Source organism: Shewanella morhuae, assembly GCF_900156405.1.
Classification (GTDB): Bacteria; Pseudomonadota; Gammaproteobacteria; order Enterobacterales; family Shewanellaceae; genus Shewanella; species Shewanella morhuae.
Genome location: NZ_FTNN01000003.1, coordinates 225,871 through 248,365, shown reverse-complemented (window position 1 = coordinate 248,365; position 22,495 = coordinate 225,871). Strand labels below are relative to the sequence as shown.

The 22,495-nt window shown below is 44.7% G+C and carries 19 protein-coding genes; 9 read left to right on the top strand and 10 right to left on the bottom strand.

Features of this window, described 5'->3' with window-relative positions:
* Positions 1-69 precede the first annotated feature (69 nt).
* From BW947_RS05345 to BW947_RS05325, 5 genes are all read left to right on the top strand, one after another.
* The gene (locus BW947_RS05345; RefSeq protein ID WP_076497290.1) at positions 70-4,956 is read left to right on the top strand and encodes a PAS domain S-box protein; all 4,887 of its coding nucleotides are present in this window, start codon (positions 70-72) and stop codon (positions 4,954-4,956) included.
* Positions 4,956-5,888, top strand: a complete 933-nt coding sequence (locus BW947_RS05340) for a diguanylate cyclase (RefSeq protein WP_076497289.1) — start codon at positions 4,956-4,958, stop codon at positions 5,886-5,888. The genes BW947_RS05345 and BW947_RS05340 overlap by 1 nt, the downstream gene beginning before the upstream one ends.
* A 75-nt stretch (positions 5,889-5,963) precedes the next feature.
* Positions 5,964-6,488: a transcription elongation factor GreB gene (gene greB / locus BW947_RS05335; RefSeq protein ID WP_076497288.1), complete on the top strand. Its 525-nt coding sequence runs from the start codon at positions 5,964-5,966 to the stop codon at positions 6,486-6,488.
* 141 nt (positions 6,489-6,629) lie between these two features.
* Positions 6,630-8,981, top strand: a complete 2,352-nt coding sequence (locus BW947_RS05330; protein ID WP_076497287.1) for a Tex family protein — start codon at positions 6,630-6,632, stop codon at positions 8,979-8,981.
* Between the two features lie 218 nt (positions 8,982-9,199).
* Positions 9,200-11,164: an LTA synthase family protein gene (locus BW947_RS05325; RefSeq protein WP_076497286.1), complete on the top strand. Its 1,965-nt coding sequence runs from the start codon at positions 9,200-9,202 to the stop codon at positions 11,162-11,164.
* Between the two features lie 62 nt (positions 11,165-11,226).
* On the opposite strand, the gene BW947_RS05320 is transcribed toward BW947_RS05325, so the two are convergent.
* Together BW947_RS05320 and bioH are read right to left on the bottom strand one after the other, a co-directional pair.
* Complete coding sequence (locus tag BW947_RS05320) at positions 11,227-11,787, bottom strand: hypothetical protein (protein ID WP_076497285.1); 561 nt, start codon at positions 11,785-11,787, stop codon at positions 11,227-11,229.
* 61 nt (positions 11,788-11,848) lie between these two features.
* Entirely contained in the window at positions 11,849-12,643 is a 795-nt protein-coding gene (bioH, locus tag BW947_RS05315) for a pimeloyl-ACP methyl ester esterase BioH (protein ID WP_076497284.1), read from the bottom strand.
* A gap of 32 nt (positions 12,644-12,675) precedes the next feature.
* Here bioH and BW947_RS05310 point away from each other — a divergent pair, with 32 nt between their 5' ends.
* Positions 12,676-13,467, top strand: a complete 792-nt coding sequence (locus tag BW947_RS05310; protein WP_076497283.1) for a ComF family protein — start codon at positions 12,676-12,678, stop codon at positions 13,465-13,467.
* 241 nt (positions 13,468-13,708) lie between these two features.
* Entirely contained in the window at positions 13,709-14,287 is a 579-nt protein-coding gene (gene nfuA / locus BW947_RS05305) for a Fe-S biogenesis protein NfuA (RefSeq protein WP_076497282.1), read from the top strand.
* A gap of 109 nt (positions 14,288-14,396) precedes the next feature.
* Here nfuA and BW947_RS05300 read toward each other — a convergent pair whose 3' ends face one another.
* Positions 14,397-15,761: an MATE family efflux transporter gene (locus BW947_RS05300; RefSeq protein ID WP_076497281.1), complete on the bottom strand. Its 1,365-nt coding sequence runs from the start codon at positions 15,759-15,761 to the stop codon at positions 14,397-14,399.
* Positions 15,762-15,783: 22 nt separating this feature from the next.
* On the opposite strand from BW947_RS05300, the gene BW947_RS05295 reads away from it, so the two are divergent.
* Complete coding sequence (locus BW947_RS05295) at positions 15,784-16,830, top strand: polysaccharide deacetylase family protein (RefSeq protein WP_076497280.1); 1,047 nt, start codon at positions 15,784-15,786, stop codon at positions 16,828-16,830.
* On the opposite strand, the gene BW947_RS05290 is transcribed toward BW947_RS05295, so the two are convergent.
* The 5 genes from BW947_RS05290 to BW947_RS05270 form a co-directional block, all read right to left on the bottom strand.
* On the bottom strand, positions 16,831-17,463 hold the full coding sequence (locus BW947_RS05290) for an SCO family protein (protein ID WP_076497279.1): 633 nt from the start codon (positions 17,461-17,463) through the stop codon (positions 16,831-16,833).
* Positions 17,464-17,499: 36 nt separating this feature from the next.
* Positions 17,500-18,405: a heme o synthase gene (cyoE, locus tag BW947_RS05285; RefSeq protein ID WP_076497278.1), complete on the bottom strand. Its 906-nt coding sequence runs from the start codon at positions 18,403-18,405 to the stop codon at positions 17,500-17,502.
* 36 nt (positions 18,406-18,441) lie between these two features.
* Positions 18,442-19,419, bottom strand: coding sequence for a COX15/CtaA family protein (locus BW947_RS05280; RefSeq protein WP_076497277.1), 978 nt, complete (start codon positions 19,417-19,419; stop codon positions 18,442-18,444).
* A complete protein-coding gene (locus tag BW947_RS05275; protein WP_076497276.1) occupies positions 19,419-19,964 on the bottom strand; it encodes a hypothetical protein in 546 nt (181 codons plus the stop codon). The genes BW947_RS05280 and BW947_RS05275 overlap by 1 nt, the downstream gene beginning before the upstream one ends.
* A 106-nt stretch (positions 19,965-20,070) precedes the next feature.
* Positions 20,071-20,814, bottom strand: a complete 744-nt coding sequence (locus BW947_RS05270; protein ID WP_076497503.1) for an SURF1 family protein — start codon at positions 20,812-20,814, stop codon at positions 20,071-20,073.
* Here BW947_RS05270 and BW947_RS05265 point away from each other — a divergent pair.
* Positions 20,813-21,031 (top strand): DUF2909 family protein, encoded by a 219-nt coding sequence (locus BW947_RS05265; RefSeq protein WP_076497275.1) that lies wholly within the window; start codon positions 20,813-20,815, stop codon positions 21,029-21,031. The two genes, BW947_RS05270 and BW947_RS05265, sit on opposite strands and share 2 nt — an antisense overlap.
* A gap of 9 nt (positions 21,032-21,040) precedes the next feature.
* Here the strand turns inward: BW947_RS05265 and BW947_RS05260 are convergent, their stop codons facing one another.
* Both BW947_RS05260 and BW947_RS05255 read right to left on the bottom strand, forming a co-directional pair.
* Positions 21,041-21,916, bottom strand: a complete 876-nt coding sequence (locus BW947_RS05260) for a cytochrome c oxidase subunit 3 (protein WP_076497274.1) — start codon at positions 21,914-21,916, stop codon at positions 21,041-21,043.
* A complete protein-coding gene (locus tag BW947_RS05255; RefSeq protein WP_076497273.1) occupies positions 21,913-22,494 on the bottom strand; it encodes a cytochrome c oxidase assembly protein in 582 nt (193 codons plus the stop codon). Before BW947_RS05255 ends, BW947_RS05260 begins: the two co-directional genes overlap by 4 nt.
* Position 22,495: the final 1 nt, after the last annotated feature.

Below are 22,495 nucleotides of genomic sequence, written 5' to 3'. Positions count from 1 at the left end.
ACCTTAGTGGCAAAAGGGGTTGTATTAGTCCAGAATCATAACCCTATGATTCTATATTGTAAGGTGTTTATGCGCGTGTCGATGAGCTATAAAAATGCCTCAAAGTTGGGCTTATTTATCCTGTTAATTGGGGTAACGCTCAGTGCCGTAGCGGCATGGTGGGTACAGAGAACGAATACCCAAACAATCGCACAAGCCTTACAGGAAAACACCGAACAGATCGGTGAGAATGTCATCAACCGTATGACCTTATATCAATACGGTTTACGCGGTGTACTCGGTACGATTGTCGCAGCGGGTGAGCACAATATCAGTCGTGCAGGTTTTGGTCGTTATAGTTTGATACGGGATGTAGAACAAGAGTTTCCAGGCGCCCGTGGATTTGGTTTTATTCGCCGAGTCGCCCGTGCCGATGAGGTTAATTTTTTAACCCGAGTTCGACAACATAGCTGGCCTGATTTTATGATTCAGCAACTAGCGCCTAATGACGGTGAACGATATGTTATTGAATATATTGAACCAATCGCGCGCAATCAAGCTGCAGTTGGCTTAGATGTTGCCTCTGAGCCGTACCGTAAGCAGGCTGCTGATGCGGCACTATTATCAGGAGAAGCGCGTTTATCTGCCCCGATTACGTTAGTGCAGGCTGAGGGAAAGACCTCACAGTCCTTCTTAATCTTACTGCCAATTTATCGAACCATTTCAGTACCTAAAACAGAAGCAGAAAGACTCTCGGCGGGTTATGGCTGGAGTTTTGCGCCATTGGTGACCAACGAAGTATTAACGGGGCTGGCATTAGATCACAAGATGACCAAGCTGTTACTGAGCGACGTCACGCAAGCTTCAGACCCTATCCCTTTTTTTGAAACTCAGCATGATGCATCACCACTGTCGTCCTACCGCCATAAAATGATCAAAGAGATTTTTGGTCGTCAGTGGCAGATAGAAGCAATTGCATATCCTGCTTTTATTAAGGCGCTCCATCTCAATAAACCTAGCTTAGTATTTATCGGTGGTAGTGTATTTAGCTTGCTCTTAGGCGGGTTAATTGCGATGTGGTCGCTGAATTTGCAGCGCAAGCAACAAGTGATCGCAGAGCAAGCAAGGCGCGCTAGCATGTTAGATCATTCGCTCGATGCGATTATCAGTTATGACACAGACGGTAGCATTACCAGTTGGAACCGAGGTGCAGAACAGTTATTTGGTTATACCGAAGAGCAGGTCTTAAACCAATCGAGTTGGGATTTAATTATCCCCCCCAATAGAGTGTTAGAAGAGCAGTTATTATTTGCGGAAGTGATGTCGGGAAAAATTGTATTAAATCGGATATCTATCCATCAAAAACAAAATAGCAGCCATTTATCGACATCAACTACGGCACTACCTATTTACGATGCATATGGCGCCATTGTGGGTTTGAGCCAAACTATCCGCGATATTAGCCAGCAGCAAGAGGCTGAGCAGCAAATATTAAACCTCAATGCGAGCCTTGAACAACAGGTGATTACGCGTACACAAGCGTTGCAGCAAGCATTGTTAGAGCACCAAACCTTGCTGAATACGATTAATCAACAGCTGCTTTATTCTGTGACCGATGCAGACGGAATTATTCTAGAAGTGAATGATCATTTTTGCTTCGTCAGTGGTTATTCCCGTGAGCAACTGGTTGGCAGTACCCATGCAATAATGAAGTCGAATGAGCACGATACTGCATTTTGGCAAGCGATGTGGGCGCAAATAACCTCTGGCGAGTCTTGGCATGGTGAGATCTGCAACCGCGATCAAAACCAGCAACTAAAATGGTTCGACACCGTTATTGGCCCTGTTATTGATGAGCAAGGTAAAATTGAGCGTTTTGTCGCGTTAAGAATTGATATCACTGGTCGTAAGCTAATACAGATTGAAAAAAATAACTTAGGGTCATTACTCACAAATGTACTCGATGCGGCCTCTGAAATGTCGATTATTGCGACTGATACCAAGGGTGTGGTGACCATTTTTAACCGCGGTGCCGAGCGTTTGCTGGGCTACTCAGCTACAGAGGTCGTAGGTAAATCACGGCCGACGCCTTTACACCTAAAAGAAGAGTTACTCACTCAAGCTGCAGAGATCTCCCGTGAGTATGGCCAAGATATTCAAGGTTTTGATGCCCTCATTTATAAAGCGAAAATTCAAGGCTCCGAAACACGTCAGTGGACTTATGTGCGTAAAGATGGCAGCCAATTTCAAGTATCCCTCTCGGTTACCGCAATGCACGATAGCGAAGGTAAAATTATTGGCTATTTAGGCATGGCAGTCGATATTTCGCAGGTATTACAACAACAAGAAGCACTCATTACTCTCAGTAACCATTTAAGCAAGGCTGCTGAAGTCGCTAAACTGGGTATCTGGGCTTGGAATGTGCTCGATAACACGCTCGAATGGAACGATCGTATGTATATTATTTATGATCACCCCCTAAGCTTACAAAAGCAGGGCGTCACTTATGAGCATTGGTCTATGCGCGTCCATCCTGACGATCTAGTGTCTGCTAATGCCCAATTAGAAGCGGCTTTAGCGGGAACCGTTCAATATGATCCTATTTTCAGGTTGATTAAAGCGGACGGCTCTACTTGCTATGTACAAGCGGCAGCTGCCATAGAGCGGGATAAAAACGGTAATGCAGTAAGAGTGATTGGTATTAATATCGATATTACCGAGCAGCGGCAATTAGAAGCAACTCTCAGAGAAGCTAAATTAGAGGCCGATGCGGCCAGCGCTGCTAAGTCTGCATTTTTAGCAAATATGAGCCACGAAATTCGCACACCGATGAACGCCGTATTTGGTATGTTGCAACTCATGCAACATACCTCTCTTTCCTCGCAGCAGCAGGACTATGTTAGCAAGACTCAAACCGCTGCTAAGTCATTGTTAGGTTTGCTTAATGACATTCTTGATTTCTCTAAAATCGATGCAGGTAAGCTAACACTCGATCTACAGCCTTGCTCTATCGAGCTACTGATGCGCGATCTTGCCGTAGTGCTATCAGGTAATCATGGCAATCAAGATGTTGAGGTAATGTTTGACCTTGATTCAGCCTTACCGCCCTGGTTGTTAGCCGATCAGTTGAGATTGCAGCAAATTCTCATTAATTTAGCGGGTAATGCACTTAAATTTACCCTTAGTGGCCAGGTCACGGTTGCGATTAACTGCTTAGCCCGTGACACCGATACGGTTACGTTACAGATTGCGATTACGGATACGGGAATAGGCATCAGTGATGAGCAAATAGAGCGGATATTTACCGGATTTGAGCAAGCGGAATCGTCAACATCACGCCGTTTTGGGGGGACGGGGCTTGGGCTCGCCATCAGTAAAAGGCTGGTTGAGCTTATGGGCGGCCAGCTACAAGTCACCAGTCAGGTCGGTATCGGTAGCCGTTTTTGGTTTGATGTGACTTTTCCGATTATGACAGCAGGAGAAAGCCAACAGATAGATCTCAGTGGATACCGTGTTTTAGTGGTTGATGATAATCAGCTCACTGCGGAGATTTTATATAAGGTTCTCACTGGGCTGGGTTGTGAGGTCGAAATAGCCTTGGGAGGTTATTCGGCGCTCACTCAATCAGCCCGTGCCGATAAAGCTTTAAACCCCTTTGACGTCATCTTGATGGACTGGCGTATGCCTGAGTTAAATGGCTTACAAACTGCCGAAATACTGCGTGATTCACATGCCGATAGTCGTACGCCACTGGTGGTAATGTTAACCGCCTATGGGCACGAAGTGATTGCAGAAAGTCAGCAGATTAAAGACGTACCTTTTGTGAATTTTTTAACCAAACCCGTTACTTCACAAGTCTTAGCTGAAACAATTGTAAATGCCATCGAAGGCAAGACGATGAATAGCCATCCTAAGCCGCGTTCGCAGCGACTATTAGCCGGACTCACCATTTTAGTGGTCGAGGATAATCAGCTAAACCGACAAGTGATTGATGAGTTGTTAAGTTATGAAGGGGCAAGTGTAGTATTGGCCGAGGGCGGCGTGGCAGGAGTTGCTCTGGTGTTTGAAAATGAAAACCTATTCGACATCGTCATAATGGACATGCAAATGCCTGATATGGATGGCTTGGAGGCGACTCGTCTTATCCGTAGTGATGAACGCTTTGCTACTTTACCCATATTAGCGATGACGGCTAACGCCTCTCAGTCAGACAGGCAAGATTGCCTCGATGCCGGGATGAATGACCATGTAAGTAAACCCATTGATATGCCATTACTGCTACCCAGTATTTTGCAGTTAGTAGGACGAGAGGTCGCAACTACTCAGCAATATGCAGAGTATTATTCCACGGCAGCGGTCAGCCTAGAGGATGAGCCATTACTGGATAATATCGATCTTATCTTGCAGCGTTTTGGCGGAAATGAGTCGTTCTTTCATAAAATAGCGCAGAATTTCACGCCTGAAATGAACAAGCAACTGGCGCAATTGACCCAAGCGACTCGGGTAGCTGACTATGAAAAGGCGGCCGCTGTAAGCCATGCGATTAAAGGCGTGGCCAGTAGTTTTGGGGCTAGGCGCTTAGCGACATATAGTGCTTATTTAGAGCAACAATTTAAGCAAAAATCCTTTGAGCAAGTTGAAGTTGAGCATTGGGTTGATAAGTTAGCTGTGTTAATCCACCAAAGTAGCCAACAAATCGCGACTTATGGCGAGGCTACAGAAGCGAGTATTTTCGCGAATGATGTTACAAATCAACTCAGTCAGCCAGCCACAGCGGTACAAAATATAAAATTAGAGCTAAATACGCTAATGACGTTATTAGCAGAAAATAATTTAGAAGCTATAACGCGAGTGGAGCAGTTAGCAGAATCGTTATCGGGCCACCCACAATGGTCAGTGCTATATACGCAAGTGCAAGCTCTCGAATTCGCCCAAGCATTAGATACGCTACACATTATCGTGTTGGAGGATAAATAATGGATGTTGCAGACATAATTGTGCCACTTGAAACTGAGAGAGGTAAAATTCTTGTCGTTGATGATCAACCGCTTAATATTAAAATATTGCATCAACTCTTCCATGAAGATTATGAAATGTTTATGGCGACCAATGGCCAACAAGCGATAGCATTATGTCAAAAGTTACAGCCAGATTTAGTGCTGTTAGATATTGAAATGCCGATAATGTCAGGCTATGACGTCTGCCAACAACTTAAAGCCGATCCGCTAACGGCCAATATTGGGGTCATTTTTGTTACGGCACATTTTGATGAAGTTCAGGAGGTTAAAGGCTTTCAGCTCGGTGCGGTTGATTTTATTCATAAGCCTATTAACCCAATCATTACCACCGCACGAGTTAAGAATCAGTTTATTCTTAAGCGGCAAACCGATTTGTTGCACTCGATTGCATTGCTTGACAGCTTAACTGGGGTGGCGAACCGGCGTCAGTTTGAACAACGTCTACCTGAAATATGGGAGCACAGTTGCCGAACTCAATCGCCTTTATCCGTGGTGATGTTAGACGTTGATTTTTTCAAACATTTCAATGATCGTTATGGCCATCAAGAAGGCGATCGATGTTTACGTCTGGTTGCTAAAGCAATTAGCACTACATTAAAACGCGCGGTGGACTTTGTTGCGCGATATGGTGGTGAAGAATTTATTTGCATTCTACCTGACACCCCATTGCTAGGGGCGGAACATATGGCACAGAACATAGTCGATGCAGTGCAAGCTTTGCACATTAAGCATATCGATTCGAGTTTCAACGAAGTTACTATTAGTGCCGGTGTAGCCTGCGTGCAGCCTCGTAGTGATTTGACCTGGCAAACGCTTATTGAAACGGCTGATCAGCAATTATATGTTGCGAAACAAAATGGTCGTAATGTCGTTTGCGGTTTGGAGCTGTAGTTAACCCGTTTTATATTATTTTTAGCGTTCCTATAGGATGCCGCTATTTTTGCTCAATATGTGGATAAGAGAGTTATGAAAGCACATTTGATTACCCGTCAGGGTTGGCAAGCTTTAGATAAAGAGTTGAAGTATTTATGGAAAGAATATCGACCGCAAATCACCCTTAAAGTGCAAGAAGCTGCGGCGCAGGGTGACCGTAGTGAAAATGCTGATTACACCTATAACAAGCGCTTATTAAGACAAATAGATGGCCGTGTTCGATACCTAGTTAAACGGCTTGAAGAATTGAAAATTGTCGATTATTCGCCACAGCAAGAAGGTAAAATTTACTTTGGCGCGTGGTTTGAACTCGAAAACGAAGCGGGTGAGCGTGTACGTTACCGTATTGTGGGTAAAGATGAGCTCGATACTAAATTGGGCTACATCACTATTGATTCACCTATGGCGCGTGCGTTAATCGGCAAGCAAGTGGATGATGAGGTGGTAGTGCAAACACCGTCAGGACCAAAAGAATGGTATATCAATCAGATACGTTATACACCGTTTGAAGATAATCTTACTGGTACGCCAGAGTCGCTATTCGATAGTGCTGGTTAATTTTAGACAACGACGAAGAAACTCAGCTGAAGATCAAACTCTGTGATTTCAACTTGGCTTTAGCATGAAACTTACCGTGCGCCTGTGGTATCTTTGGCGCAATAACGACTTACTTTATTAGCTAGGCACGACACTTTATTTATGCAAACTCATGCTCATAATATCGCTCAAATTATCGCTCAAGAACTGAATGTTCGTGAGCAACAAGTCACCGCAACTATCGCTCTGCTTGACGATGGTGCCACGGTTCCTTTCGTCGCCCGTTACCGTAAAGAAGCTACGGGCGGCTTAGATGATACGCAATTGCGTACCTTGTATACGCGTTTAGGTTATCTGCGTGAGCTGAATGACAGGCGTCAAGTGATCCTGTCTAGCATCCAAGCTCAAGGTAAGTTAACCCCAGAATTACAATGGGCTATTGACGAGGCTGATAGTAAAACACGTCTCGAAGATTTGTATTTACCCTTCAAACCTAAGCGTCGCACTAAGGGGCAAATCGCGATTGAAGCAGGATTAGAGCCATTAGCCGATGCATTGTTGGCTGACCGTAATGCCGATATAGACGCCAAAGCGAGCGAATATATTAATAGCGAAGCAGGATTTGCTGACATTAAAGCCGTGCTTGAAGGTACGCGTTATATTCTGATGGAACGTTACGCTGAAGATGCTGAGTTATTGCGTAAAGTACGTGAGCATTTAGGCCAAAATAGTGTATTAGAAAGCCGCTTAATCGCTGGTAAAGAGAAAGAGGGCGCGAAATTTCGCGACTATTTTGAGCATACTGAGCCGTTAGCTAAAATCCCATCTCATCGTGCATTGGCTATGTTGCGGGGTCGTAATGAAGGCTTTCTATCACTATCGATGAATGCTGATCCAGCCGCGCAAGCGGGCCAAGGTAGCTACTGTGAGGTAATTATTGCTGATCACTTACGCCTTAAACTGGGCGAAAGTAGTGTCGATCAATGGTTGAAAACCGTAGTCACCGCAACATGGCGCGTAAAAATTGCCCTGCAAATGGAAACCGAGTTTATTTCGCAAATGCGTGAACGCGCTGAAGCTGAAGCGATTAAAGTCTTTGCCCGTAATTTAGGCGATTTACTGATGGCAGCACCTGCGGGCGCAAAAGCCACTATGGGACTGGATCCCGGTTTACGCACTGGCGTGAAAGTGGCTGTGGTGGATAACACCGGCAAGATGTTGTGCCATGCGACTATTTTCCCCCATGCACCACAAAATTTGTGGGAAAAGTCGATTCGTACTTTGGCTAATCTTGTCAAAATGCATAAGGTTGAGTTGATTGCGATTGGTAATGGTACAGCATCGCGCGAAACTGACAAATTAGCCGCTGAGTTAATTGCCAGCGTGAAAGATACCCATCCACAGTTGACCAAAGTGATGGTCAGTGAAGCGGGTGCATCGGTATATTCAGCCTCTGAATTAGCGGCGCTTGAGTTCCCAGATCTTGATGTCTCTATTCGTGGCGCAGTGTCGATTGCTCGTCGATTACAAGATCCATTAGCCGAGCTGGTTAAAATTGAACCTAAATCTATCGGTGTCGGCCAATACCAACATGATGTGAGTCAAAGCCAGTTATCGGGTTCACTTGAAGCTGTGGTTGAGGACTGCGTAAACGGTGTGGGTGTCGATCTTAATATGGCTTCTGCGCCTTTGCTGTCACAAGTGGCGGGTTTAAATAAAACATTAGCTAAAAATGTTGTGGATTATCGCGACGCCAATGGTCAGTTTAAAAACCGTAAAGAGTTATTAAAAGTACCGCGTCTAGGACCCAAAGCTTACGAACAAGCGGCAGGTTTTTTACGTATCAGCGCTGGTGACAATCCTCTGGATGCGTCATCTGTGCATCCAGAGGCGTATTCGCTGGTGGAATCAATCGCTAAGGCTAAGCAAGTTGAATTGGCAAGCCTACTAGGTAACTCAGAGCTATTGCGTAGCATCAAAGCGCAGGACTTTATTACGCCAGATTTTGGTTTGCCAACCGTGACCGATATTTTGACTGAGCTTGATAAACCCGGCCGCGATCCCCGTGGCGAGTTTAAAACGGCAACCTTCAAAGATGGCGTTGAAGAACTTAAGCATTTAAAAGCCGAAATGGTGCTTGAAGGCGTTGTGACCAACGTGACTAACTTTGGTGCTTTTGTCGATATTGGCGTACATCAAGATGGTTTAGTGCATATATCTTCATTGACTGACAAATTTATCAGCGATCCCCATACCGTGGTAAAAGCGGGTGATGTGGTGAAAGTTAAAGTGATGGAAGTCGATGTTGAGCGCCGCCGTATTAGTTTGAGTATGCGTTTGGATGAAGCTATCGATCAAACGAAATCTCAATCACGACCCAATAGCCAAAGCCGAAGTAATAACGCTAAAACGCCTGCGTCGGCAAAACCTACACAAAAATCGGCACCTAAAGCCTCTGCTAATGCGGCGATGGGAAATGCATTTGCCGATGCTTTCGCTAAACTGAAAAAATAACGTCTGCAATGTTAAAACTCGGATACAAAGTGTGTCCGAGTCATATCTTTTTACTTATTACTCACAAATTTGTTGCATAAATGCTGCTTTAAAGAATATAACGTTGGCATTTAATGCAACGTTAAGCAAAGTCAGTTGTCATAGCATGGCTCATTCACTGATTTTCTTGAATCGACACTCTAACACAGAGTGGCTTTTTATATGTTTTGGGGTAACACATGCAAGCAAGTTTATTTTCTCGTGGGCAGAAGAAGGCCCATGGGCCTTTTCGTGCCATCTTTATTTTTTCATTATTAGTCATCTTCATTACTACCCTAAGCCGTATTGCTTTGGGATTGTGGCAGGCCGATCGCGTCACCGCTGTTGATGGTTGGTCACACCTATTAATTCAAGGGTTGCGTGTTGATATAGCAACCTTGTGTTGGTTATGGGGTATCGCAGCGTTAGGAACCACGCTATTTTCTGGTGATCATGTTGTAGGCCGTTTATGGCAGTTTATTTTACGAGTATGGCTAACTGTTGGCCTGTGGATCATTCTATTTTTGGAAGCATCAACGCCTGCATTTATTGAAGAATACGGTATTCGTCCGAACCGCTTGTATGTCGAATACCTTATCTACCCGAAAGAAGTGTTATCTATGTTCTGGGCGGGTCGTAAATTCGAACTCTTTTTCTCGGTATTGTTAACAATTGGCACACTCTGGCTTGGGTGGGTATTAAGCGGTAAGCTCACAAAAAATCTTCGCTTTCCACGATGGTACTGGCGCCCTGTGTTGGCGTTGTTTGTGATTGCTCTCACGATCGTAGGTGCTCGCTCAACGTTAGGCCATAGGCCGATTAACCCTGCGATGGTCGCATTTGTCGATGATCCGTTGGTTAATTCTTTGGTTATCAACTCTGCTTATTCATTAGTATTTGCAATCAAGCAGATGGGCAGTGAAGAAGATGCGTCAGACGTTTATGGCGATCTAGAGGATAAGGATATTATTGCTACTATCCGCCAGGAAAGTGGCCGTCCTGAAAGTGCATTTACCTCAACAGATTTACCTTCGCTGAGTTTTAATCAAGCTAGTTATACTGGTAAGCCAAAGAATTTAGTTATTCTATTGCAAGAGAGTTTAGGTGCGCGTTTTGTGGGGAGTTTAGGCGGTTTACCCCTCACTCCTAATATCGACGCTTTATCTAAAGAGGGTTGGTATTTCGATAATTTGTATGCCACAGGAACTCGCTCAGTACGCGGTATCGAAGCCGTGACGACAGGTTTTACACCAACGCCAGCTCGCTCGGTGGTCAAATTGGGTAAGAGCCAAGTTGGCTTTTTTAGTATTGCCGAACTACTTAAAAATCATGGTTATACCACCCAGTTTATCTATGGTGGTGAGAGTCATTTCGATAATATGCGTAGTTTTTTCTTGGGCAATGGCTTTAGTGACATCATAGATCAAAAGGATTACAAGTCTCCGGCCTTTGTCGGCTCGTGGGGGGCATCTGACGAAGATTTAATGCGTAAAGCTAATAGTGAGTTTGAACGCTTGCACAGCGAAGGTAAACCCTTCTTTAGTTTAGTTTTTAGCTCGAGTAACCACGACCCATTCGAGTTTCCAGATGATCGTATTAAGCTTTACGAAGAACCTAAACAAACCCGCAATAATGCGGCAAAATATGCTGACTATGCGATTGGTGAGTTCTTCAAGTTAGCGAAAAATGCCGATTACTGGAAAGACACGATTTTTATCATTGTTGCTGACCATGACAGCCGGGTTGTTGGTGCTGATCTGGTACCGATATCGCGTTTTCGTATTCCGGGTTTAATCCTTGGGGATAATCTAGCGCCAAAGCGCGATCAGCGTATTGTCAGTCAAATAGATTTACCACCAACATTGCTATCATTGATAGGTATTTCAGACTCTTATCCTATGCTTGGCCGTGACTTAACCCAAGTTAGTGACGATTGGCCTGGCCGCGCATTAATGCAATATGATAAAAACTTTGCCCTAATGGAAGGTAGTGATGTAGTGATTCTTCAGCCAGAAAAAGCTGCTCAAGGTTTCCAATATAATATCAAAACTAAGAAATTGACGCCTTATGCCCCAGCGGCAAAAGCCTTAGAAAAGAAAGCATTAAGTTGGGCATTGTGGGGCAGTTTAGCCTATCAGCAAGAGCTATATCGCTTACCGAAATAAATATTCAATAGAATAAAAATGCCGCTATTTAGCGGCATTTTTTATTGATACTAATAAAGAGATTAAATCGATGTCGACAAAGCGGGCTCTTGTTCTGGTCGTGTTTGCCGTTCGTAGAACAGGCTAATGCGTTGCCCGAGTTGTTGATAAAAATGATTTGGCTCGCTTTGGATAGATGGTCGTGCAGCATTACTTACTGTGTTTGCTTTAACACTATTCCCCATATCACTTACTGCGTCTTGGCTGACTTTTAAGCGTATATCCTTACGTTGTAACGCCGCTTGGCCTTTTGCTGCTATTTTTAGCGTTTTAGGTAAAATCCGCTCGGCCACCAAAAGGGGCGCTTTTTTCTCTTGCTGTTGTTGGTTTTGTTGCTGCGAAGATTGCTGTTGCTGCTGTTTTTCTTGAACTTGCTGCTGATTGCTCTCAAGTGTTTTGGTTTGTTGCTGAGTATGATCTGCTGTGCGTTCATTTTGCGGATTAAAGGCACGTTCTTCGTGACCTTTAGTTGCTGCTTGTGGCGGAATTACCACAGGTTTCAGTTGGTTGTCGACCCGAGCCGAGTCCGTTGCGACATTACTGGTCGCGAGCGGAACTTGGGGGTAGTTACTGACAACTAACATGGAAAATTCCTCACTGCATTAATGGTTAAATACTAGCCATTAATCGCTCAAAGATAAAGCTTTAGCGTGTCTGTAATGCTAACCAAGGCATAAATATCTGCAAAAACGCTTGTTGATGGGAAATAAACGGCGCATGGGAGGCTTTGGCTAACATAGCATCTTCAATGTGGCTTGCCATTGGCATTTTAGGTTGCACGCGTTTAGGCACAAGTCCATCAAGTCGTCCCCAGATTCTAAGCCAAGGCAACTGTAGCTCTGTAAGTTGCGATCTTAAGTCAATGTCAGTCAGCATACTTAACCCCTGTGATAACGCTGTGACAGTCGGTAAAGGGCGTGCGAGCACAAGATCGCGCAGCTGTTTGATATCTTCTTTAGCCGTTTCGCTGCCCATAGCTTGAATTGCCAGAAATCGTTCTATCGTGCGCGGTAAATTTTGCCCAAGTTGTTCACTAAACTGATTAAGCACTTGGGGTGGGATGCCTGGCCAAGCTTCATCTTCTTTCGCCATAAAACAGGGTGAAGAGGCAATAGTAATCAAGCCTTTGATTTTTTGTGGATAACTCAGTGCTGCTTGAGTAGCAACAAGCCCACCGAGCGACCAACCTGCCCAAATGGCGTGTTCTGGTAATGCTGTCACTAGAGCATCAACCCAAGTGGATAGCCCACCTTCTATTTGCTGACTATGGCCAAAGCCCGGCAAGTCGACATAGTGCACTCTATACTGAGACAGTGACTGGTGTAAGGGTGTAAATACTGCACTATTTACACCCCAACCATGAAGCATGACCAGATCAGGCCCTTGGCCTATTATTTCAATATGCAAATTAGCTGAATTGTTGGATGTCATTTGGCTCATTTGAGTGCCTCAAAAATCGATTAGGTGAATATATGTCGCACGTTGTCAAAAGGATTTGGCTGCAAGCCGCTTTGCGGAAAATGCGTGTAGGATATCAACTCGGTACTACTTGGCTAGCGAGCAGTTTACCTAACCGTTGCTTGCTGTGCCACCAATCGATATCACTTCCCGAGAGCGGCATTTGTGCTATTTGTCTGCATTCTGGCCTATATCGCGGGCCGATTTGTTTAGGCTGCGGTAAGTCGATGCAAATTGAGGCCGATTATTGTGGTGAATGCCAAAAACGCCAGCCGCGTAAAGTGATTGCGCCTTGTAGTTATCATCAAGGTTTAGGCACTTGGGTTGGCGCGATAAAGTATCAAGGCCAGCTTGCCGCTTTACCTGTGTTATGTCGTGCTTTAGTCACGCGTATTAAAGCATTAGAACAACAAGGATTAATCAGGCTTCCCCAAGCCATAATACCCGTACCTTTACATCCTAAACGTCTGCAACAACGGGGATTTAATCAAGCATGGTTAATTGCCCATGAGTTATCGCAACTCTTGCAGTTGCCGTTGATTGACGAAGGACTAACGCGCAGACAAGATACTCGACCGCAAGCTGGGCTTTCGGGGGCACAGCGGCGGCGTAATTTACACGATGCTTTCATTTTGGCAGATGATTTTGCCTTCCAACGTGTTGCACTGGTCGATGATGTGGTCACCACTGGGACTACAGTTTCTGAAATAGCGCGCTTATTTGAGGTGCATTACGTTGATGTTCAAGTGTGGTGTTTGGCACGAGCTGAGGCGCCTGGCTTGCTAGATGAGCTTGATAGTGAGTGAGTTGGCGAGTTATAAGCTCCCGTAAAAATCATATTAAACATTTGTTTTATAATAATTATTTATTTTCAACTTATCCAAGCTATACCGCTCGAGCCCGCGACATAGTAGCGTTAAAGCGTGATCGTTATGGCAAAAATCCATAAACTTGCTACCCAAGGGACTACAAAGCAAAGGTGAGTCGGAGTATCATACGGCTAATTCTTACTAAAACACTCAGGTATCCCCTGACGGAGCAGGTTTCATGATTACTATTTCCGATACGGCTCAAGCCCATTTTGTTAAGTTGTTAGCAGATCAACCTGAAGGCACTCATATTCGCGTATTTGTGATCAGTCCAGGAACCTCGCAAGCTGAGTGTGGTGTATCTTACTGTCCTCCAGATGCTGTTGAAAGTGATGATATTGAAATCGAGTTTACAGGTTTCAAAGCTATGGTTGATGAAAAAAGCGCGCCTTTCCTTGAAGATGCCACCATTGACTTTGTGACGGATCAATTAGGTTCTCAACTTACGCTTAAAGCCCCCAATGCTAAAATGCGTAAAGTGTCTGGTGATGCACCTTTAGTTGAGCGTATTGAATATGTGATCCAATCTGAGATTAACCCTCAGTTGGCAAGTCACGGTGGCAATATTATGTTGGTTGAAATCACGACCGAAGGCGTTGCAATATTGCAGTTCGGCGGTGGATGTAACGGTTGTTCTCAAGTTGATATCACCTTAAAGGATGGTATCGAAAAACAACTGTTAGACATGTTCCCAGGTGAGCTGACTGGCGTGCGTGACGTGACAGATCATCAGCATGGCGAGCATTCTTACGCTTAATCTTATTTGCTGGTTTTAATAAAGAACGCGACCTTTGGGTCGCGTTTTTAGTTTTACGTTCGTAAATTATTTTGTGGCACGAATAGGGTTGTGTACGAGCCGTATTAGTTTAAGCCAAGAAATCTTTGCTGAAATAATAATGCCCAGCAAGCGTTAAACTTCTCACGATCATAAAGGCGCTAATGGCAGCCCAGAGTGCATGATTACCTTGCTCTGGTGATAATAGCTGCTGCAGTAAATACCAAGTGGGGAAAAATGCGCCGAAGGTAGCAAGTATCATGCTGTTACGCATTACTTTTCCTTTAGCTGCACCAATATAAACACCATCGAATAAATAAGAACTAAAGGACCATAAAGGTAAGAATATTAGCCAGATAAGATAGGCCTGTGCTGTAGTTCTGACCTCATTAATGCTGGTTAATAATGCGATAATATTGCTACCAAAAAGGCCGAAAAAGGCACAAAACCCTAGAGCCGTAATCGCGGACCAGCACCACGCTAAGATCACCGCCTCCCTTAATTGCTTAGCTTGCTTTTGCCCGTAGGCTCGGCCGACTTCTGCCTCAGCGTAATAGGCAATACCATCCAGAGCATAAGAAATTAACAACAATAAATTCAGTAATACGGCATTGGCGGCAACGGTATTATCGCCTAAACCAGCACCATGAAATGTCATAAAGGCAAAGGCTGTCTGCAGGCACAGGCTGCGGATAAAAATATCGGTATTTAGTCTCAGTAATTTGCCATAACCCGTAAACGTAATATGGGTAAGTAACTGGGATAAGTGAAAATCGGTTGCGCGCTTAAGTTGTTGTAACACCATAGTCAGCGCGACGGAGAAGGCGGTCATATCGGCAAATACTGAGGCGAGTGCAGCGCCTTTTACGCCCCAGCCTAAACCGAGTACGAATATGATATCGAGAATAATATTGGCAAGGTTAGCTAAGATAAGTTGCCACATAGCGGCTTTGGGCTGTTGCCGCCCTAATAGCCAGCCTAACATCACCAAATTGAGCAAGGCGAAGGGCGTTGACCAAATTCGTACCTGAAAATATTCGCGGCAATATCGCTCAACCTCACTACTCGCTTCGGATAACCCTAATGCTAAATTGAGTATCGGGACTTGCATCGCGATAACTCCAACACCCAATAATAGCGCCAGCATAGCGCCTTGGACTAATAGCTTATGCTGGGCGGGCAGATCGTCAGCGCCAAATGCTTGTGCGACTAAGCCTGTGGTCGCCATACGCAAAAATCCCAATAACCAAATGATTAATGTGATAATTGTTGACCCGACAGCGACTCCGCCTAAATAATAGGCTTCACTCAGATGACCTATAACAGCCGTATCGACTAAGCCCAAAAGTGGAATAGTGATGTTGGAGAGTATCATCGGCAACGCGAGCGCCAGTAATTGACGATTTTTCGCGCCGTTAAGCATTAGGTCATACCAAGTTGATTTAGTCGTATTCATTAATTTTAGAGGTATTCACATTATGGTTAAACGTGCACTGTTGGCACTCATCGGGCTAATCACTTTTTCGGCCCACGGGGTGGTTATTTTGCAATATCACCATGTGTCAGAAACCACTCCGGCGGCGACCAGCGTTACACCTGCACAATTTCGTGAGCAAATGCAGTTTCTCGTTGACGATGGCTTTAAGGTGATCCCGCTGTCTCAAGTGGTTGAAGCGATAAAGCAAAAACAAGATTTACCTGCAAAAACAGTCGCGATTACCTTCGATGATGGTTATCGCAGCATAGCTACAACTGCGCATCCTATCCTAAAGGAATTTGGATTTCCCTACACCTTGTTTGTGGCAATTGAGCCGATTAAACAAAAGTTTACCGAGATGATGAGCTGGGATGAATTGGTTAAGTTAGCGAAGGAAGGCGCGGATATCGCTAATCACAGTTGGGCTCACGAACATTTGATCCGTAAGTTAAGTAATGAATCACAGGTACAGTGGATAGCACGCATAAAAACCAATATTTTGGATACAGAAAAAGCCATTTTGGATGCGACAGGGCATAATTTTAAAATACTGGCCTATCCCTACGGTGAGTATAATCAAGCTTTGCAGGACATGTTAACAGATAACGGCTTTGTCGCTTTTGGACAACAGTCTGGTGCTGCTGGCCCTTATTCACCCTTAACCGCACTGCCACGCTTTCCGGTTGCAGGGCAATATGCAGATTTAAAAAGCCTTAAGGCCAAGTTATACAGTTTAAATATGCCTGTGATAGCACAAAGTCCTAGCGATCCAGAGTTAACGGGCGGCCGTTGGCGCCCAGAGCTTAACGTCACACTCGATATGAGTGATATCTCTGCCAAACAAGTGATGTGTTATATCCAAGGCCAAGGTTCAAAAAAACCGACTTGGTTAAGTGAAAATAAGTTTAGTATTCAAGCGGATTTAGCCTTACCTGCGGGGCGTTCGCGTTACAACTGCACTGCGCCAAGTAAGGCGCGCAATGGTTACTATTGGTTTTCTCAGCCTTGGGTGAGGCCAAGGGACGATGGCTCTTGGGTCAAAGAGTGATTAACGGCTAGGTTTGTATTGCGACACTATTTTTCTAAAATCGCTAATCATTTCATCATTAACGACCTGTGGTGGTTTCCCCAATGTTGCCGTAGGTTTGAATACTGCGACTCGTGTTCCCAGGGGTGACACCAATACATAGCCTGCGCTGTGGTCAACTTGGTAGTTCTCTCCCTCACCGATCATGGCATAAGCTAGCCCTAAGCTGCGGGTGAGGGGAAATAATTGTGTGTGTTCGCCTGTCACAGCTTTAAATTCTGGATTAAAAAAATTGACATAGGTCAGCAGTTTATCCGGTGTATCCCGTTTGGGATCTACGGATAAAAATACCACTTGTAATGGCGCTATTTGATTGAGTTCAGGATAAGCTGCTGCGAGTTTATTTAAGGTCGTCGGGCACACATCGGGGCAAAACGTAAAGCCGATAAAAAATAAGCTCCATTTATCTTGTAAGTTAGCGTTGGTAAAAGGCTGTTTGTGCTGATCAACTAATTCAAAAGGCGCTATTTCGTATGCCTGTGGAAATAACAAACCACTCTCTAATTCGAGCGGTTTAGGCGAGTTAAATTTCACCGCCAATAGGCCGCCAAGGCCAATCAATAAAATGGCGCCAACTAAAATTCTTTTTTGCATAAAGTAAGCTCCATAAATACTCGTTAGTGCTACAAACTAGAACCACAAATAATGGTCAAGTAGTAATGCCATAAATAACAACATTAAATGGTAGATAGAAAAGCGAAACACCTGCATTGCCAAGCCATCATGGTCACGATATTTAAGTTGCCACGCCTTATAGATAAATCCCGTACTGAGCAAGCTAGAGCATACAAAGTAGACTGGTCCACACATACCAACCAGCACGGGTAGCAGGCAAGCAACCGCTAATAATACTGTATAAAGCAAGATACAGGTTTTGGTAAATTCGACCCCGTGGGTAACCGGTAACATAGGAATATCTACTTTGGCATATTCGGTGCGTCTGTGAATGGCCAATGCCCAAAAGTGTGGCGGCGTCCACGTAAAAATAATGATCACAAGCAATAATGCATGGCCGTGCAATTCGTTAGTGACGGCTGTCCATCCCAATAATGGTGGCATAGCACCTGCAAGACCGCCGATCACGATATTTTGCGATGTAGCACGTTTTAAATAGGCGGTGTAAACCAAGGCGTAGCCAATCAGGCTGGCAAATGTTAACCAAGCTGTGAGTGGATTAACCCATAAATATAAAATGATAAAACCAGAGCTACCTATGCTGGCGGCGAAGATCAGGGCGTGTGTGGCTGAAATACGTCCTTTTGGCAGTGGGCGATTGTAAGTTCGCGCCATTAAACCATCGATACGGCGATCGATCAGATGATTCAATGCCGCTGCCGAGCCGGCCATCATGGCAATGCCAAGCATACCTACAAGTAAAGGTTGAACGGGCACCGCATGGGGCACTGCCAGGCACATGCCGACTAACACTGTGAGTAGCATGAGTGCGACCACTTTTGGTTTAGTCATTTCAAAATAGGCGCGCCATGTCGTGCTAAAAGTTGGCAGGCTACTGGTGATTGAGAGTGGTTTTGCCATCTTGGATCCCTCGCTTATGTCTTACGCTATAAGAACTTATGCTTTACGCCATAAAAAATAGTTGATGGCGACTAAGGTCAGCAGCAACAGTGCAGCTCCGCCGTTGTGAGACACGGCAATGCCAAGTGGTAAATGCATGACTACGTTAGAAATACCTAAGCTCACTTGTAGGATTACTAGCCCCACTAATAATAGGCTTAAGGCTCTAAGCCCCGTCGCGCCAACAAATAATCGGTAGGCGAGGACGAGTAGTAAGCTGGCGGTAACGATAGCGCCAATTCTGTGGGCAATATGGATAGTCATACGTGCACGGTAATCGAGCACCCCAAATTCAAAACTATGATGTTCACCTTGGAACGGTGAAAAGGCTTTTACTATAGTCAAATTATCTACCCAGTTACCTTCACAAATAGGTAAAGAGGTACAGGCGAGCGCTGCATAGTTAGACGATGTCCAGGCGCCTAACATGATTTGACCAACAAGGACAAATAGGCTCAGCAGTGCAAGCGGTGCTAAGTTTTTGGCATAGGTTTCGCTATTAAAAATACGCCTTGGGCGGGTGCGTAGATAGAGGAGTAAAAGCAGTGAAATTAAGCCAAAACCACCAATGAGATGCGACATTACTACTATGGGCATCAGTTTCATCGTCACTGTCCACATGCCGAGAGCGGCTTGAAAGAGGATCAATAATAATATAATCAATGGCAGCTTTTTCGGTGCTGCTGGCGTTTTTAAACATAACACTAAGATGCATAACACCAGTAAGCCCAGTCCGCCGGCGATGTATCTGTGGATCATCTCCAACCAGGCTTTCTCTGGGTGGATATCATGATCTGGGAATATGTTTTGTGCATGGGCGATTTCATGGTCTTGTGTGGGGACTTTGATATGGCCGTAGCATCCTGGCCAGTCAGGGCAACCTAGCCCCGCATCTGATAGGCGAGTGTAGGCGCCCATTAAAATCACTAATAAGGTAAAAACTAAGGTTAAGCGTAGCAGCCAAGTGAGTTGCATCAATCTACCCTCGATAGTTTTAGCAACTTGCGCAGATCGGCAATTAGCGCCTTACCTTGAGCCAAATTGGCCTCTTTGCCCAGCACTTGTGGATAGCGCAACACTAAACTGCCTAAGGGATCGACTATGATTAGCTGTTGTTCATCTAGCCACTGGCTTAAAGCTGTATTGATAGGTTGAGTGTTGAAATTAAAGTCTTTTAAGGCGCTAAGATCGCTATCGGAATTAAGCAGAATAAGCGGCTCGACTCGCGCCTGATCTGGCCCGAGTGCAGTATGACTTTGACGTAAAATATATAAGCGTTCGCGACAAGCCTCATCGCAGTGGGCGGGTAATAAATACAGCAGTTGCCATTCTTTGGGCTGGGGATTCTCAACCCCAAGGCTGGCATAGTTGGTTTCCGGGCTAATTAATTCACCATGATTAGTGGCACCGCCATGGTATAAATTGAGGCTCAGTACTAACTTGGCGATGACCACGGGCGCGATAAATGCCAGCAATAACAGCCCTAATGCCTTGTGTTTAGATTTATTCTGGGAGTTCATGCTTGCTCCTCTCATTCAAATTATCCCTAATTTATTGTTTTTTATTATTAAGTTTTTTTATCATTGTAAGTATGGTCTGGATTTTCCTCTTTGCTTATTGATTTTGTTATTTTTTGCCGCGGTAGCGCTTTATATATTTAATTCCCTGCCACAGCATAAGCCCTGCAAAGACGGCTGCCATCGAAAACCATTGCAATGCATAACCCCAATGTTTTTGTGCCGACAGCGGAAAGGGCTGCCAAGGATGTGGTAAATCGATAGATGCTAACTCATCAGGTTGTAACACCGCAGGTAGCAGAGGGTGACCAAGCATTTTGGCTATTTCGGGCATATTGAGATTTTGAAAACGAACACTTGCCCCTGTTTCAGCCATGAGTGACTGACTTAATGGATTAATTTGTTTTTGATAAAGCCGGCCTTCGATATTTAATTCACCACTCAGTGGGTGGATGTGAGGTAATTCATCGCGGTGGGAACTGGCGGTGATAAAACCTAATTCAACCAGCAGCCAAGGTTGGTTAACTTCGACTTGGAGAGGTTGAAAGGCTAAATATCCGACTTGACCTTGATAGATTTGATTATCCAGTAGCCAGATCTGCGAGCTGGCAGGGCTGGCATGTATTTGTAGCCGATAACCTGTTAACAATTCCTTGTTTATTTTATGCTGGAGTTGCTCAAAACTTAATGCTGGTAAAGATTGCCTAGCTTCCATTTGAGCTAAAAGCGCAGTTTTTTCCTCGCCTCGCGCTAACTGCCATAATCCTAACTTGACCAAAATAATAAATACCGCCACAGTCAATATCAGTAAAAAAAGCGTTAATTTATTCAGCAGAACATAAGGATATTGTATGAATGCCCTGTTCATTTTTAAGTTAGTCTTAGTTCTGCTATTGCTGTTTATCATTTTTAATTTGGCCAGAGCCCTATTTATTATGGTGAAAGGCGATACTCAAGTGCCGATGAGTCGTTACCTTGGTCGCCGAATAATATTTTCTGTGTTGGTTATCTTATTGCTGTTAGTCGCATTAAGCACAGGGCTCATCAGCACTCATCCCACACCTCGTTAGGGTTTATGTTTACAACACGTAAACGAACATAAATAAACATAACCAAACTACGTCTACAAAGTGCCAATACCAACTCCCCGCTTGGAAAGCAAAATGTTTATCTGCGCTAAAGTGACCCTTTAACACTCTGAAAAACAATACCAATAAAAAGAGAGTTCCGAGCGTTACGTGCATACCGTGAAAGCCTGTTAATAGGAAAAAGGTATTACCGTAAACTCCAGACGTTAGTGTGAGCCCCATTTCATGATAAGCGTGCATATACTCTTGGACCTGTAAGGCAAGGAAACTCATCCCCAAGAGTATGGTGATCCCCAGCCATAATTTAATAGCTGAGCGTTTACCCTTTTCAAGACTTACCTGAGCAAAGTGCAGGGTGACGGAGGAGGTAAGCAGCACTATGGTGTTAATTAAGGGGAGGCCGCTCCATGGCATCGCTTCGGTTTTAGTGCCATCGGGTGTGGTGAGCAGTGGCCAAACGGCTTCAAAATGTGGCCATAGTACTTCATGGGTCATTGCATTATTGGAGGCACCGCCGAGCCAAGGTACTGCAACCATACGGGCATAAAATAGTGCTCCAAAAAATGCACCAAAAAACATGATTTCTGAAAAAATAAACCAGCTCATGCCTTGGCGAAAAGAACGGTCCATTTGGTGGGAGTAGAGCCCTGTCATTGATTCGTTGATCACGGTTCTAAACCAACCCACTAGCATAAATACGATAACGGCAATGCCTGCGAGTAAGATATAGCCGCCACCGGATGCACCAGATTTTAACTGATGGACAAAGTGTCCTGCGCCAAAGGCAATTAAAAACAATCCTATAGCGCCAATAATGGGCCAGACGCTTTGGGCAGGAACATAGTAATTTTCATGTTTTATAGTCATTTTGCAGCTCCTTGCTCTATGGCTGACGCTAACTGCTTGTCGGTAATGTCGTAGAGTGTGTAAGAGAGGGTCAGAGTGTGGATTGATTCAGGTAACTGAGGATCCACAAAGAAAATGAGTGGCAACTCCGCGCTTGTTGAAGCCGCTAAGTGCTGTTGATTAAAACAAAAACATTCTGTTTTATTAAAGTACGCAGCACCTTGGCCAGGTGATACCGAAGGGATTGCCTGACCGACCGTGGCTCTGTCTGACACATTGCGCGCCAAAAATACTGTGTGTATGAGTTCGCCAGGGTGAACTTCAAGTCGCTTGGTTTGCGGCTCAAATTTCCATGGCATACCCGTTTGCACTTGGGAGATAAATTCCACTGTGACAATACGGCTAGTGTCGATGGTTATCGCTTGATAACTACTGGCGGTATTAGCCGTTTTGCCGTTAATTCCAAGCTTGTCACATAGCACATCGTATAGCGGCACCAGCGCAAAACCAAAGCCAAACATACCGATACAACCCATGACGAGCATGCTGATCAGCTTGTGGTTTGACTTGAGTTTATCTGGCTGGTGATGGTTCGTCATT

Bases quoted from the DNA above. Each gene is read 5' to 3' on its own strand.
- BW947_RS05345 (WP_076497290.1), top strand. From the start codon at position 70: ATGCGCGTGTCGATGAGCTATAAAAATGCCTCAAAGTTGGGCTTATTT.
- BW947_RS05340 (WP_076497289.1), top strand. From the start codon at position 4,956: ATGGATGTTGCAGACATAATTGTGCCACTTGAAACTGAGAGAGGTAAA.
- greB (WP_076497288.1), top strand. From the start codon at position 5,964: ATGAAAGCACATTTGATTACCCGTCAGGGTTGGCAAGCTTTAGATAAA.
- BW947_RS05330 (WP_076497287.1), top strand. From the start codon at position 6,630: ATGCAAACTCATGCTCATAATATCGCTCAAATTATCGCTCAAGAACTG.
- BW947_RS05325 (WP_076497286.1), top strand. From the start codon at position 9,200: ATGCAAGCAAGTTTATTTTCTCGTGGGCAGAAGAAGGCCCATGGGCCT.
- BW947_RS05320 (WP_076497285.1), bottom strand. From the start codon at position 11,787: ATGTTAGTTGTCAGTAACTACCCCCAAGTTCCGCTCGCGACCAGTAAT.
- bioH (WP_076497284.1), bottom strand. From the start codon at position 12,643: ATGAGCCAAATGACATCCAACAATTCAGCTAATTTGCATATTGAAATA.
- BW947_RS05310 (WP_076497283.1), top strand. From the start codon at position 12,676: ATGTCGCACGTTGTCAAAAGGATTTGGCTGCAAGCCGCTTTGCGGAAA.
- nfuA (WP_076497282.1), top strand. From the start codon at position 13,709: ATGATTACTATTTCCGATACGGCTCAAGCCCATTTTGTTAAGTTGTTA.
- BW947_RS05300 (WP_076497281.1), bottom strand. From the start codon at position 15,761: ATGAATACGACTAAATCAACTTGGTATGACCTAATGCTTAACGGCGCG.
- BW947_RS05295 (WP_076497280.1), top strand. From the start codon at position 15,784: ATGGTTAAACGTGCACTGTTGGCACTCATCGGGCTAATCACTTTTTCG.
- BW947_RS05290 (WP_076497279.1), bottom strand. From the start codon at position 17,463: ATGCAAAAAAGAATTTTAGTTGGCGCCATTTTATTGATTGGCCTTGGC.
- cyoE (WP_076497278.1), bottom strand. From the start codon at position 18,405: ATGGCAAAACCACTCTCAATCACCAGTAGCCTGCCAACTTTTAGCACG.
- BW947_RS05280 (WP_076497277.1), bottom strand. From the start codon at position 19,419: ATGCAACTCACTTGGCTGCTACGCTTAACCTTAGTTTTTACCTTATTA.
- BW947_RS05275 (WP_076497276.1), bottom strand. From the start codon at position 19,964: ATGAACTCCCAGAATAAATCTAAACACAAGGCATTAGGGCTGTTATTG.
- BW947_RS05265 (WP_076497275.1), top strand. From the start codon at position 20,813: ATGAATGCCCTGTTCATTTTTAAGTTAGTCTTAGTTCTGCTATTGCTG.
- BW947_RS05260 (WP_076497274.1), bottom strand. From the start codon at position 21,916: ATGACTATAAAACATGAAAATTACTATGTTCCTGCCCAAAGCGTCTGG.
- BW947_RS05255 (WP_076497273.1), bottom strand. From the start codon at position 22,494: ATGACGAACCATCACCAGCCAGATAAACTCAAGTCAAACCACAAGCTG.